Consider the following 12,563-nt stretch of genomic DNA (forward strand, 5'->3'; position numbering starts at 1 on the left):
TGGTCAGCAGCAGGGAGAAGCTGGAACGGTGCAACGGCTGGCCAAATCGCCCAGCCAGGTGCGCAACTCCTGGAGGGCCTCCGGCTTCAGGCTGTAGTAGACCCAGCGCCCTTCTTCGCGGGCGTTGAGCAGACCGGCCTCCTTAAGCACCCTGAGATGAAACGACAGCTTTGATTGGGCCATCCCTAGCTCGGAGGTGAGCTCACACACGCAGCGCTCCCCATTGCCAAGCACCTCAATCAATTGAAGGCGGATGGGCTCGGCAAGAGCTTTGAGCATCAGGCGCGCGCGCTCTGCGCTGAGTGGCGCTGGGGCTGTGAGCACGTGACGGAGAACACAGGTTTCATCAACTCTAGTTGATTTATGCTCTGCTGACCCTTTCCCCCGGCTCCAGGCTGCAGCAGCGATGAAGATCGGCATCAACGGCTTCGGCCGCATCGGCCGCCTGGTGTTTCGTGCCCTCTGGGGCCGGCCCGGCATCGAGCTGGTGCACGTGAACGACAGCGCTGGTGATGCCACCACCGCCGCCCACCTACTGGCCTTCGATTCCGTGCATGGCCGCTGGAATCAAAACGTGCAGGCCAAGGCCAGCGGCTTTGAGGTAGACGGCCAAGTCGTGAGCTACAGCCAGACATCCGATCCCACGGCCGTGCCCTGGAAACAGGCAGGCGTGGAGCTCGTGCTCGAGTGCAGCGGCAAATTCAAAAGCCCCGAAACCCTGCAGCCCTATTTCGATGTGGTGGGCATGAATCGGGTGCTGGTGGCCTGCCCGGTGAAGGGCACGATCGCCGGAGCCGAAGCGCTCAACATCGTTTACGGCATCAACCATCAGCTCTACGACCCCAATCAGCACCGCCTGATCACCGCGGCCTCATGCACCACCAACTGCCTCGCGCCGGTGGTGAAGGTGGTGCACGAAACCTTTGGCATCAAGCACGGCTCGATCACCACCCTCCACGATGTCACCAACACCCAAGTGGTGGTGGATGCGTTCAAGAGCGACCTGCGACGGGCCCGCTCCTGCCAGCAGAGCCTGATCCCAACCACCACCGGATCAGCCAAGGCGATCGGCATGATCTTTCCGGAGCTGCAGGGCAAGCTGAACGGCCATGCGGTGCGGGTGCCGCTGCTCAACGCCTCCCTCACCGATGCGGTGTTTGAACTGGAGCGGGCGGTGAGCGTGGAGGAGGTGAATCGCGCCTTTGAAGCGGCTGCCAATGGAGCCTTGCAGGGCATCCTCGGCTACGAAACCCGACCGCTGGTCTCGATCGATTATGTCAACGACAACCGCAGCACCGTTGTGGATGCCCTCTCCACGATGGTGGTGAATGGCACGCAGCTGAAGGTCTACGCCTGGTACGACAACGAGTGGGGCTATAGCTCCCGCATGGCGGATCTGGCCTGCCACATCGCCCAGCTCGACGCACGCTGATGGGCCTGCTCTCCACGGGCCAGCGCTCCCTCTCAGCGCTGCAGCAATACGCGATCGTGACGGCCAACTACTGGGCCTTCACCCTCACCGACGGCGCCCTGCGCATGCTGGTGGTGTTTCATTTCCACGCGCTGGGTTACACCACGCTTGAGATCGCCTTTCTGTTTCTCTTCTACGAATTCTTCGGCATCATCACCAACCTCTACGGCGGTTGGTTGGGGGCCCGCTTCGGCCTGAGACTCACCCTCTGGAGCGGCACCTTGATGCAGGTGGCAGCGCTGCTGATGCTCATCCCGGTGGCCGACAGCTGGCCGAAGTGGTGGAGCGTGGCCTACGTAATGGTGGCCCAGGCGATCAGCGGGATCGCGAAAGACCTCAACAAGATGAGCGCCAAGAGCGCCATCAAAACCGTGGTGCCGCAAACCCCAGACGATCAGAGCCGGGGCGAGGCGCAGCTGTTCAAGTGGGTGGCCATCCTCACCGGCTCCAAAAACGCGCTCAAGGGTGTGGGCTTTTTTCTGGGGGGCCTGCTGCTCGCCACGATCGGTTTCAACGCCGCCGTGGGAGCGATGGCAGCCGGCCTGTTCGCCGCCTTCCTGCTCACCCTGGTGCTACCGGCCGATCTCGGCCGGATGAAGGAGAAGCCAAGCTTCACGGCGCTGTTCTCCAAATCGAGGGGGATCAATGTGCTCTCCCTGGCGCGCTTCTTCCTGTTCGGCGCCCGCGATGTGTGGTTTGTGGTGGCCTTGCCGGTGTTCTTGCAGGCGGCCCTGGGCTGGCGCTTCTGGGAGGTGGGCGGCTTCATGGGCCTCTGGGTGATCGGCTACGGGATCGTGCAGGCCTCGGCGCCTGCTCTGCGCCGCAGCTGGGGCCAACACAAACCACCAGGCGTTTCGGCGGTGGAATTCTGGAGCGGTGTGCTCACCGCCATCCCGGCGCTGATCGCGATCGCGCTTTGGCGGGAGGTGGCTCACCCGGGTGTGGCGATCGTGGTGGGCTTGGCGGCCTTCGGCGTGGTGTTCGCCATGAATTCCTCGATCCACAGCTACATGGTGCTGGCTTACACCGATGCCGAATCGGTGAGCCTGAATGTGGGCTTCTATTACATGGCGAATGCAGCCGGGCGGCTGCTGGGAACGCTGCTCTCTGGAGGCCTGTTCCTACTGGGTGGGATGCAGGCCTGCCTGTGGATGTCGTGCCTGCTGGTGGCCCTCGCCTTCGGCGCGAGCACCCGGCTCCCACCCGTGCCATCGCACTGAAGTGCAGCGGCACTACAGTGAATCAATGCGAGGCATCTTGCGTACAATGGAGATTCAAAGGATCCGCATTCCTCCTTTGTTCATGCGATGCCTCGCCTCACCATCGCCCTGGACGAGAAAGATCATCTGGCCCTGAAATTGCTGTCGTTGCGTGAGAATCGGCGCTTGAGCGAGGTGATCGACGATGCCATCAAGTTCTATCTCTCGAGCTCTGGTGGCTATGGGCTCCGCATCAGCGATGCGGCCGCGGATTCACACCATCAAACCCCAACAAAGGATGGCGAATGAGCAGGGCTGGGAGATGGATCCAACCAAACTCCCCAGAACGCTGGATCTGGAGCTTTCCGCAGAAGCCATGGAGTGGCTGCTAACAACAGCGCAGCAAACCGGTCGCTGCGAAGAGGAGTTGATCCTGGAGATCCTCGATCGAGCCCTGCAGAGCCGAAACCCAGGTCAAAACAGCCCTGAGAGTGAATCACCCTGATTGCCAGGGTTGCCAGCCCAGAGAAAACAACATCTTTCCACTCAAACCATCACAGAACTTGACGGTCTCCCTATGGCCAACGGGCAAATCGGAAGACATACTGAAGACGCCCAACACGAGAGGGATCCGTGGTTTATGCAAATGGCACTAGAAACAGCCTGAAGGCCTTCCGCAGTCGCTCACCCAAGCGCCTGACCATCACCATTCCTTACACCGTCTTTCGTGCCCTGGAGACGCGAAGCGCCGAAGAGGGCCGATCGCTCAGCAATCTTGCTGCGTATCTGTTAGAGAAATCGCTGCCTCCGCTAGCGCCCGAAGGCCAATAAAACGGCACCGAAGCCTGGTTTAGCGAATGCCGCGAGGCTGTTTCCCACGTCCTGAAGGGTTCGCCTGCCGTCGATCCCAGAGCGGGCAGGTGTGGGTGGCAGCTTCAGCGGCTGTCATCGTTTTGTGCCAGATCTGACAGACACCTTGCGGCCCCATTGGTGGAACAAAGTGCAGACAGGTTTCGCAGCTGGTCAACGCGACCTGTCTGCCGGATGTTCCATCACCCTAGAGGCCCTGGCCAAGCATCGGCTCGTGCAACGCATCACCCCGCTGCAGTCGCCTGAAGGCGCAAGCCACATAGGGCAACAACACAATCGCCGGCAGCACATGCAGGCCTTTGCGCGCCAATTCCGCCATGCAGGCAAGTACCACTCAGCCTGTCCTATCCAGCTGCGTTTGGTTTGACGTGGAGTTGGCTTGACCTGCTGCTGATCTGAACAGTGCGCCGAAGCCAGGCGCGGCAGTCCTGCTGCAACGGCTCACCAAAAAGCCGTGGGGTGGTGCGATCGCCATAGGTTCCGGTGGTGAGCAGCGTCAGCCCCACCTCTCAAACCCACGCAGAGGCTCTGCTCGATCAGCTCACGCTGGAGGAAAAGCTGGCCTTGATCAGCGGATCCACAGCGTTCTGGCCCGGCATGGCCTCCATTGCCCTGCGGGATGCGCCCCATCGCCATCCCTGGCCCGCCGGTGTGCTGCCCAGGCGGGGACTCAAAGGGTTGTGGTTTGTGGATGGACCCCGCGGTGTGGTGCTGCATGGGGGAGCCACCACCTTTCCCGTGGCGATGGCCCGTGGTGCCAGCTGGGATCCAGAGCTGGAGGAGCGAATCGGTGAGGCGATCGGCCGCGAAGCGCGCAGCTTCGGAGCCAACTGGGTCGCGGCCGTGTGCGTGAACCTGCTGCGCTTTCCCGGCTGGGGCCGGGCCCAGGAAACCTACGGCGAAGACCCGGTGCATGTGAGCGCCATGGGGGCCGCGATCACCCGAGGTCTGCAGCGCCGCGCCGTGGCCTGCGTGAAACACCTCGCGCTGAATTCCATCGATCACACCCGCTTTGTGGTGGATGTGCAGATCAGTTCGCGGGCCCTGCACGAGCTCTACCTGCCGCAATTCAGAGCCTGCGTGGAAGCCGGCGCCGGATCGGTGATGAGCGCTTACAACCGCGTGAACGGCGAATGGTGCGGCCAGCACCCCCAGCTCCTGCAGCAGATCCTCAAGCAGCGCTGGGGATTTGAGGGCGTGGTGGTGAGCGATTTCATCTTCGGGATCCGCGATGGCGTGAAGGCTTTGCAAGCCGGCCAGGATCTGGAGATGCCCTTTCAGATGGTGTGGGAGGGCTGCCTGGAGGAAGCGCTGACCGATGGCCGCTTGCCGCAGCAGCGCCTCAACGACGCCGTGCGCCGGCAGCTGAAGCTGCAACTGGCGGTGCCACCGGGCGAAGAGCCGAGCGCCGTGCGGGGTTGCCCAGCCCATCGCCGCTTGGCACGCCAGGCGGCCACCGAATCGATCGTGCTGCTGCGCAACCAGGCCGAGGAGCTGCCCTGGCGAGCGTTGCAATCGCTGGCGGTGATCGGCCAGCTCGCCCAGAAGCCGAACCTCGGCGATCACGGCTCTTCCGATACGCGCCCCCAAGCCGACCAGGTGATCACCCCCCTGGAGGGGCTCCGCCAGGGGGCGCCTGAGCTCTTGATCCAGAGCCACAACGGCCGCAACCCTGCGGAAGCGGCTGCCATCGCAGCGCAGTGTGAGGCTGCTTTGGTGGTGGCCGGCCTGGATTGGCGCCTGGAGGGCGAGCACATCCACCCCGGCGACATCGCTCCGGTGCTGGCGCTCGTGCCACCACCGCAATGGCTGCTGCAGCTGTTGGGCCGCCAGCGCTTGCAGCCCTGGTGGCCCGTGCTGGCCCGCGGCATGGCCTGGATCACCAGCCACGCCTCACCCACCCCCGGCGGCAACTTCGCCAGCGGCGATCGCAGCGATCTGCGTCTCCCGCCGGATCAGATCGCCTTGATTGAGGCTGTTGCGGCAGCCAACCCACGCACCGTGGTGGCGTTGATGGGCGGCGGCGCGATCCTCACCCGCCCATGGGATCAGCAGCTGGCGGGGTTGCTACTGCTTTGGTATCCCGGCCAGGAAGGCGGCCACGCCTTGGCGGATGTGCTGCTGGGGCATTTCTCACCCTCGGGGCGATTGCCCTTCGCCATGCCAGCGGAGCAAGCCCATCTACCCAGCATCGAACCCAGGGCTCTGCAGGTGAGCTATGACCTCTGGCACGGCTACCGGCGCCTGCAACGCGAGGGGCAGCACGCCGCCTATCCTTTCGGCTTTGGACTGTCGTACAGCCGTTTTGCCTGGTCTGAGCTGAGCCTGAAACTTGGCAAGAGCGCCGTAAAGCTGGCGCTGACGCTGCACAACACCGGTGCGATGCGGGCTGCCTCGGTGGTGCAGGTGTATCTCGAAGCGCCAGGGCTGCTGATGGAGCGTCCACCGCGCACGCTGGTGGCCTTCCAGCGGGTGGAGCTGGAGCGCGGCGAACAACGCCGCTTGGAGCTGGAGATCCCCCTGCGCCAACTGGCGGTGTTTGATCCCGCCCAGGATGGCTGGGTGCTCGAGCACGGCGACCATCGCCTGGTGGTGGCCGATCACAGCGAGCACACCGCCCTCTCGGGCGGGATCACGCTGGAGGGCGGTTGGCTGGAGCCCTGAGAGCTGGCGTTCTTCGGGCCAGCAACAGCTGCAGGCGCAGCCGGTTGTAGCGCTGCAGCAGCAAACAGGGCAGGTTGAACAGCGTGGCGAACACGGCGTTGAGGGCCACCCCCGGGCCCGGCAGCCAGAGCAAGGTGAGCAGCCACAGCGGCCAGAGAACCCAGTGCACCAGCTCAGCCCGGCGGGTTTCGGCCATCAACCGCAACAGCGCCGGCTGATCGCGCCGCGCCAGGCTGGCTTTGGTGATGCCGCCGGGGAGGGCATTGCCCGCATCGGGAATCCAGTGCTTCCACCGGCGAATCTTGAGGCGCCGCTGGACGCCATCCAGCCGCGCGGCCAACACGTCAGGCGAGCCGGCCGCCGGCCTTGCGCTCAACAAAGCCAGTGGCAGCTGATTGGCCAGGGCTCCCACCACCAGCGAGCCACCGAGCCAAAGAAGCGCTGAACTGAACACCGGCAGCAGGAATTCAGGGGCCGCCATGGCCATCAACGCGTGCTCACACGGCGCCCCTTCCATTGCACCGATCCCCGCTCGAGATTCACGATCGCCATCAGAAACACACCCAGAAAAAAGAGCACCGGAATCGAAAACACCAGCGGACTCCAGCGGAAACGACCCACCCGCTGGGTGATCACCAAAAGCTGCAGCGCATAGGCCCCGTAGATCACGGCATGGCGCCAAGGCTGAGGGTCGCCCACCAGGGGCCAACCCAGGAGCGACGCCGGCAAACACCAGGCCGCCCAGAACAGCCCGGAAAGCCACAACACCACCGCCAGCATCCAAGGCCAACGCACCTCGCCAGCGGCCGTGGCGAAGTTCTTGTCGAACCCCACCACGAGATCACCCAGCCCGCCCGGGTACATGCGGTAGGCGATCTGGTGATCACCGACGAAAGCGCTCACCGGGAGACCCGCCTGCTCATAGCGATGGGCCAGGAACCAATCCTCCACCACCTTGTTGGCCACCGCCTGGTGGCCACCGCTGCGCAGGTAGTGCTCACGGCTGGTGGCCATCGCTGGTCCGAAGGCAACGCCGCAACGGGGCCCCAACGGAACCGCCATCAACCCCACCAGATTGAACAGCAGCGACAACTGCTCATAGAGGCGTTCGGTGCGGTGAAACGGCTGCACCGACACCAGCCCCCCCAGCCGCTGCTGCTGCGCCACCAGGCTCTCCAACAACCCCGGCGCCGGCTCGGTATCGGCATCGAGAAACACCAACACCTCTCCCGCGCTGCGCTGCACGCCGTTGTGCAAAGCCCAGGTTTTGCCGCACCAACCCTGGGGAAGGGGAGGTGGCTGCAGCAGCTGCAGGGGCAACAGCTGGGCCGCTGCTTGCGCGATGTCAGCGGTGTGATCGCTGGAGTGATCGTCAATCACGATCACCTCAAGCGGTTGGAGGGTTTGGGTGCGCAAACCCTCCAACAGATGATTCAAGGTGGCTTCTTCATTACGGGCCGGGATTAACACCGACACAGCTGGTTTGTGCTGCAGGCGCGCCTGGGGCAATGGGATGAGATGGCGCGCTAACCACCAGCCCAGCAACCAGCGCACCACCACAGAGACACCCAGCCAATCCACTGCGGTGAGCACCGAACCGTATCCGCAAGCTATGCCGCGAGAGCGAGCTGAATCAGCCTTGACTCAGATGCGCAGCAATTCCTGAGCCAGCGGCCGCAAGGCTGCGGGATCCCGCAGCAATTGCGGGTGGGTTGCCACGGGCAGCTCGCGGGCTGTGCCAACGGGCAACACGGCACGCCACCCCGGCAACACCGCCAGATCGAGGGCCGAATAAAAGCTGTGGCACTCCACCCCACGCAACCCTTCGAGATCACTGTTGAGCTCCTGCAGTAGCGCACTGCCGCATCGGAGATCGGCCAAACCGCGAAACACATGGCGCGGCCAGGGCTGAGCCGTCCAGGTGCCCTGCTGCGGACTGCCCAGGCTGATGAAGCGGCGCACCCGCCGCTGACCGCCCAGCTGCTGAATCCAGCTACGGGCAATCACCCCACCCATCGAAAAACCCAGCACATCCAAGGGGCCCGCACCCTGTGCAACCGCTTCGATCTGCTGCTGCAAGTGCAAGGCCGCCTCCCGCACCGGGGTCAACCCGAAGCGCATCGGCAGGGCCGGGATCAACAAATCGGGCCTCCGCCCGTCCAGGTGCCTGCGCAGAGAGCGAAACACCTCGGGGGTGTCCAGCAGGCCATGCACCAAAACCAGGGGTGGACGCACGCGCCCCGATCTCCAACGTGAGATCTCAATTCAAGACAAACCAGACCAATCCCCAGAGCTGATGGCCGGTGCGGATCTCCGCCTTCGCACAAGCACGCAGGCCAGAGAACATCGCCATGTCGCGCAACAAACGCCTTAAACGGATTGCCGCGATCCCTTAACCGCAACCTAATCACCACGCAAGGAATCCAAAGAGGATTACCCAAGACATTGAGTGACCAAGCGATGGCCTTTCTACGCGCCCCTCAATCGAGCGTGGACCTCGGTGGAGCCGAGATCGTTGCCTATCACGACGACCGCAAGATTGCTGCGGTGATTACGGGCGGATCCAGTCTCTCGCTGGTGAGCTACAAGAAAGGATTCGACAACCCCAAGGCGATCAGCGAGCTGGAATTACCCGGCAACGCACAGAGCGTGGATATCAACGAGGCTGGCCTGATCGCCGTCGCCGTGGCGGTCAACGAGCTCAACGATGGCCGCATTTACTTTTATAAGCTCAACAATCAGAATGAACCCATTGCCAAAGGGAGTGTGGCCGTCGGCAATCTGCCCGACTCCGTGAGCTTCACACCAGATGGCAAAACAGTGGTGAGCGCCAATGAAGGAGAACCTAATAAGTTCTATGGCACCGAAGATGGCCTTGATCCCAACGGAAGCATCTCGGTGGTGCGTATCAATCCAGACAAGCCAGGGCGCTCAAAGGTGACCACCCTCGACTTCGCTCATTACGACACCAATGACCTCCGCAGCCAGGGCATCCGCATCAGCGGCGAGAATCCCAACCCCTTACAAGATATTGAACCGGAGTATGTGAGCATCAGCCCCAACGGCCGAGACGCCTACATCACCCTGCAGGAGAACAACGCCATCGCCAGGGTTAATCTAAAGAAGCGCAAAATCCGGGACATTTTCAGCCAGGGGCTCAAAGATTGGTCCGGCACTGACACTGACACCACTGACGGAGATGGCGTCTATGCCCCAGGTCTGCGTAATTTCTTCGGTCTACGCATGGCCGATGGCATCGACACCTTTAAGCACAGGGGGCAGACCTACCTGATCACCGCTAACGAAGGGGATGGCCGTGTTCGCCCCGATGACGTGAATTTTGAAGCCACTCTGGCTGACGGAACCACCTATTCCTACGGCGACAACCTGACGGACGGGGTGTTAGCGGAAATCGAAGACGAACTGACTGGCGGGAGCATCTATGTGTACAGCGAGGCGGATATCGGCAACCGTGGCAACTTCGAAGCAGACGAAGGCGATGAATTATTCATCACACTAAAATACGGAGCTGTCAGCGATGATGATTTTTACAGCGACGAAGTTCGCTCTGAAGATCTGAAAACGGGTAATAGCTTTCTGATCAAGGAAGGTCGCCTCAAAACCGTCAAAGATGCCAATGATCCGATCACCGGACTCAAAGGATTCGGTGGCCGCAGCTTCAGCATCTACGACACCAAGGGCACTCTGGTATACGACTCCGGCAACCTGCTGGATCAGATCACCAACGCCGCTGGCTTCTACGACGATGGCCGTAGCGACGACAAAAGTGTTGAACCTGAATCCGTGGTCACAGCCTTGATCGGCAAACGTCGCTTTGCCTTTGTCGGCCTCGAGCGTCCTTACAACCAGAGCGACGCTGACGAGCTGGGCACCTTCATCCCGGTGTTTGACATCACCCAACCCAAGAGCCCCACCTATGTGGGCGCGTTCAGCGCAGCACAGTCGCTCTCACCCGAAGGGCTCACCTGGGTGGCCGGCGGCAACCGTGGCGGCCACCTGCTGGTTGCCAATGAAGTGAGCGGCACGCTCGATGCCTTCAGCTTCAATCTGGGCATGCTCTGAGCCAGGGCAGCCCTCACGAGGGGTTGAACAGCTGACGAATCTGGGGGCTCCTCTCCGGGCAGAGCATGGGGGCGTAGTAGCGAACAGCTGCCGTCTCCACCTGCTCCGGGGTGATCCCTCGGAAGTCGATCGCGGCCTGGTCGTATTGATCCGCGAGCTGCGTTTCCAAGCGCTCCAGCTCACCTTCACCGCTGACTCCGCTCGCGGCGCCCATCGATGCGCAGAGCAGCTGGGCGTAGAGCCGAGCAGCACAACCGGTGTGGCCGAAACGGCGAACGCAGCCCTCAAGCTCGGGGCTGATCACGGTTTCGGGCACCGACGGCAAGGGTGGGGGCACCGGGATCTGAGCCAGAACGGGAAACTCCAGCCCAGTGAAGAGTGCCAGGCTGAAGCCCCATCGCCTCCAGCCGGCAGTCACCGAAACTGCTCCGGTTGGCAGCTGCGAAAACGCTCCACCTCCTCAGGGTTCAAGCGCGGCGAAGCACCATCCAGCAGCAGCTCGGGATGCACCTGCCGCAAGGCGGAGGCTGCGGCCTTGAGGGCCTCGCCGGCCGCAGCCTCCTTCTCAGCCTGGGCGCGCTCCCAGCGCTCTCGCCGTTCAGCCTCCTGCTGCCGCCAGGCATCCACAGCCTGTTCGTAGAGGTCCTGCTCGGTTTGCTGGTCGTAAATGGTGAGCCGGCGATGTTCCTCCGGATCCAGGGGCTTTGGCCCGGGGCTGGGTGTGTAAACGGTTTGGCGCACCGAAGCCAAGCGGCTCTGCGCTGCATCAAAACGCTCCAGCAAGCCGGGCAGCCGCTGCTGATTCCTGGTGCACAGGCTGAGCAAGCGCTGCTGTTCGGCCAGGCGCTCCCGCTCCTGGGGTGATGGAGCCGTGGAACGGCAACCGGTCACAACCACCACGGCCAGCAGAGCCAGCAGCCTGAAACGGCGGATCACACGAACCCTGGGGGCTGAGGCCACTCTGACAGGAGAGGCGCAACTCTGACGGGTTGCCCCCAAATGGGGGTAGCGATGGCCAGCGGAGCGTTCGTAGCTGTACCCAGCCGATCACACCCGATCCTTGGAGAACATCGAAGCCCACCTGGCCAAGCTGAAGGCTGAGCTTGATCAGGCCCGCCAGAGCGGCGACGCCGGCAAGATCAACCACCTCGAAGGCGAGCTCAAGGATCTCGAGGCCTATCAGCAGCACCATCCCGGTGAGCAGAAGGATCCATCACCGCTTGAGGTTTATTGCGACCTCAACCCCACTGCCCCTGAGTGCCTCGTCTACGACGACTGAACCATGAGCCAGGACGCCAGCATCACGATCGGCGAACTCGAAGCCAATTACCAGCTGTATTGCAAAGCGCTGAAGATGTTGATCGCTGAAAAGCGAACCCTCAACAAGATTCAACGCACGGTGTGCTGGGGTCGGCTTGAAACACTGCATCACTGCCTGCCACGGCATTACAAGTCGCCGCAGTATCTGTACGCCCAACTCACACGCGACGAACAAAAGGTTGCGATCTGAGCCGCCCCTGCGCAGCCGGGCGCGATGATTGGCACTTGCCTGGGGCTGAGCGATGGACTTCACGCCTTATCTCGAAAGCCTCAGCGCCGGCAACCTCGACGAGGTGCTCCTATCGGTAGCCGTTCAGGGCAAGGTTGCGCTTGCTCTGAAAGGGCGATTCTTCCTGCGCTGCCTCTGCGAGAGCTTCAGCACATCCACCCACATCGGTTGCGCGGTCACCGATGAGGAGAGCTGTCTCACCTACTTACAGAACGAGCCCTACGAGCTGCTGATCTGCACCGACTTTCTCGAGAATGGCAACGGCTTCGAACTGGCTCGTAAAGCACGCCAGTTGCAACCGCAGCTCAAGGTGGTGGTGCTGGCCCTGGGCGATGCGATCCCGGTGGAATACGCCGAAGCCAGCTGGCTGGAGGCAGTGGTCGCCGAAGCCGATTTCATCGAAGATCAGAAACCCCTCGAAGCAGCTGTGATGGCTGTGATGGGACATCACTCCTACCGCAGTCCATCGCTCCGCTCCGGCCAGCTGCCCTACCTGAGCTGCCCAAGGCTGACGCCCCGTGAATACGAGGTGCTCGATCTGCTCGCCAGTGGCCTCACCGACCGTGAAATCGCCGAGCAGCTGGTGGTAAGTGAAGAAACAGCACGCACCTACACCAAACGCCTGCTGAAAACCCTCGAGGTGAACAACCGCGTGCAGGCCGTGCTCAAAGGCATGCGCTGCGGCATGGTTCAGATCTGAACCGAAGCCTGAAGTCAGCGCCGCGCA

General features: G+C 62.5%; 17 protein-coding genes. 10 read left to right on the forward strand and 7 right to left on the reverse strand.

Features of this window, described 5'->3' with window-relative positions:
- Window positions 1-3: 3 nt before the first annotated feature.
- Complete coding sequence (locus H9532_RS09580) at window positions 4-279, reverse strand: metalloregulator ArsR/SmtB family transcription factor (protein ID WP_296367797.1); 276 nt, start codon at window positions 277-279, stop codon at window positions 4-6.
- Window positions 280-406: 127 nt separating this feature from the next.
- Here H9532_RS09580 and H9532_RS09585 point away from each other — a divergent pair, with 127 nt between their 5' ends.
- The 5 genes from H9532_RS09585 (at window position 407) to H9532_RS09605 (ending at window position 3,501) form a co-directional block, all read left to right on the forward strand.
- Complete coding sequence (locus H9532_RS09585; RefSeq protein WP_296367799.1) at window positions 407-1,432, forward strand: ArsJ-associated glyceraldehyde-3-phosphate dehydrogenase; 1,026 nt, start codon at window positions 407-409, stop codon at window positions 1,430-1,432.
- Window positions 1,432-2,691: an organoarsenical effux MFS transporter ArsJ gene (arsJ, locus tag H9532_RS09590; RefSeq protein ID WP_296367801.1), complete on the forward strand. Its 1,260-nt coding sequence runs from the start codon at window positions 1,432-1,434 to the stop codon at window positions 2,689-2,691. The genes H9532_RS09585 and arsJ overlap by 1 nt, the downstream gene beginning before the upstream one ends.
- A gap of 87 nt (window positions 2,692-2,778) precedes the next feature.
- The gene (locus H9532_RS09595; protein ID WP_296367803.1) at window positions 2,779-2,979 is read left to right on the forward strand and encodes a hypothetical protein; all 201 of its coding nucleotides are present in this window, start codon (window positions 2,779-2,781) and stop codon (window positions 2,977-2,979) included.
- A 13-nt stretch (window positions 2,980-2,992) separates the two neighbouring features.
- Complete coding sequence (locus tag H9532_RS09600; protein ID WP_296367805.1) at window positions 2,993-3,175, forward strand: ribbon-helix-helix protein, CopG family; 183 nt, start codon at window positions 2,993-2,995, stop codon at window positions 3,173-3,175.
- 128 nt (window positions 3,176-3,303) lie between these two features.
- Window positions 3,304-3,501, forward strand: a complete 198-nt coding sequence (locus H9532_RS09605) for a hypothetical protein (RefSeq protein WP_296367809.1) — start codon at window positions 3,304-3,306, stop codon at window positions 3,499-3,501.
- A gap of 226 nt (window positions 3,502-3,727) precedes the next feature.
- On the opposite strand, the gene H9532_RS09610 is transcribed toward H9532_RS09605, so the two are convergent.
- On the reverse strand, window positions 3,728-3,859 hold the full coding sequence (locus H9532_RS09610; RefSeq protein WP_296367812.1) for a hypothetical protein: 132 nt from the start codon (window positions 3,857-3,859) through the stop codon (window positions 3,728-3,730).
- Between the two features lie 167 nt (window positions 3,860-4,026).
- Between H9532_RS09610 and H9532_RS09615 the strand changes: the two genes are divergently transcribed.
- Window positions 4,027-6,204, forward strand: coding sequence for a glycoside hydrolase family 3 N-terminal domain-containing protein (locus H9532_RS09615; RefSeq protein ID WP_296367814.1), 2,178 nt, complete (start codon window positions 4,027-4,029; stop codon window positions 6,202-6,204).
- Here the strand turns inward: H9532_RS09615 and H9532_RS09620 are convergent.
- The 3 genes from H9532_RS09620 to H9532_RS09630 are packed head-to-tail and all read right to left on the reverse strand — an operon-like array spanning window position 6,173 to window position 8,439.
- Window positions 6,173-6,685: a hypothetical protein gene (locus tag H9532_RS09620; protein WP_296367816.1), complete on the reverse strand. Its 513-nt coding sequence runs from the start codon at window positions 6,683-6,685 to the stop codon at window positions 6,173-6,175. The two genes, H9532_RS09615 and H9532_RS09620, sit on opposite strands and share 32 nt — an antisense overlap.
- Before the next feature lie 5 nt (window positions 6,686-6,690).
- Complete coding sequence (locus H9532_RS09625; protein ID WP_296367818.1) at window positions 6,691-7,797, reverse strand: glycosyltransferase family 2 protein; 1,107 nt, start codon at window positions 7,795-7,797, stop codon at window positions 6,691-6,693.
- Window positions 7,798-7,848: 51 nt separating this feature from the next.
- Window positions 7,849-8,439, reverse strand: coding sequence for a thioesterase domain-containing protein (locus H9532_RS09630; protein WP_296367819.1), 591 nt, complete (start codon window positions 8,437-8,439; stop codon window positions 7,849-7,851).
- Window positions 8,440-8,664: 225 nt separating this feature from the next.
- On the opposite strand from H9532_RS09630, the gene H9532_RS09635 reads away from it, so the two are divergent.
- Entirely contained in the window at window positions 8,665-10,287 is a 1,623-nt protein-coding gene (locus H9532_RS09635; protein ID WP_296367820.1) for a choice-of-anchor I family protein, read from the forward strand.
- Window positions 10,288-10,300: 13 nt separating this feature from the next.
- On the opposite strand, the gene H9532_RS09640 is transcribed toward H9532_RS09635, so the two are convergent.
- Window positions 10,301-10,705, reverse strand: a complete 405-nt coding sequence (locus H9532_RS09640; protein WP_296367821.1) for a hypothetical protein — start codon at window positions 10,703-10,705, stop codon at window positions 10,301-10,303.
- A complete protein-coding gene (locus tag H9532_RS09645) occupies window positions 10,702-11,223 on the reverse strand; it encodes a hypothetical protein (RefSeq protein WP_296367822.1) in 522 nt (173 codons plus the stop codon). Before H9532_RS09645 ends, H9532_RS09640 begins: the two co-directional genes overlap by 4 nt.
- A gap of 124 nt (window positions 11,224-11,347) precedes the next feature.
- Between H9532_RS09645 and H9532_RS09650 the strand changes: the two genes are divergently transcribed.
- The 3 genes from H9532_RS09650 to H9532_RS09660 are packed head-to-tail and all read left to right on the forward strand — an operon-like array spanning window position 11,348 to window position 12,536.
- The gene (locus H9532_RS09650; RefSeq protein ID WP_296367823.1) at window positions 11,348-11,566 is read left to right on the forward strand and encodes a CP12 domain-containing protein; all 219 of its coding nucleotides are present in this window, start codon (window positions 11,348-11,350) and stop codon (window positions 11,564-11,566) included.
- A 3-nt stretch (window positions 11,567-11,569) separates the two neighbouring features.
- Window positions 11,570-11,797, forward strand: coding sequence for a DUF3136 domain-containing protein (locus tag H9532_RS09655; RefSeq protein ID WP_296367824.1), 228 nt, complete (start codon window positions 11,570-11,572; stop codon window positions 11,795-11,797).
- Window positions 11,798-11,849: 52 nt separating this feature from the next.
- Window positions 11,850-12,536: a response regulator transcription factor gene (locus tag H9532_RS09660; protein ID WP_296367825.1), complete on the forward strand. Its 687-nt coding sequence runs from the start codon at window positions 11,850-11,852 to the stop codon at window positions 12,534-12,536.
- Window positions 12,537-12,563 lie beyond the last annotated feature (27 nt).

This window comes from Vulcanococcus sp. Clear-D1 (assembly GCF_014654725.1).
In the GTDB taxonomy this organism is placed as follows: Bacteria; Cyanobacteriota; Cyanobacteriia; order PCC-6307; family Cyanobiaceae; genus Vulcanococcus.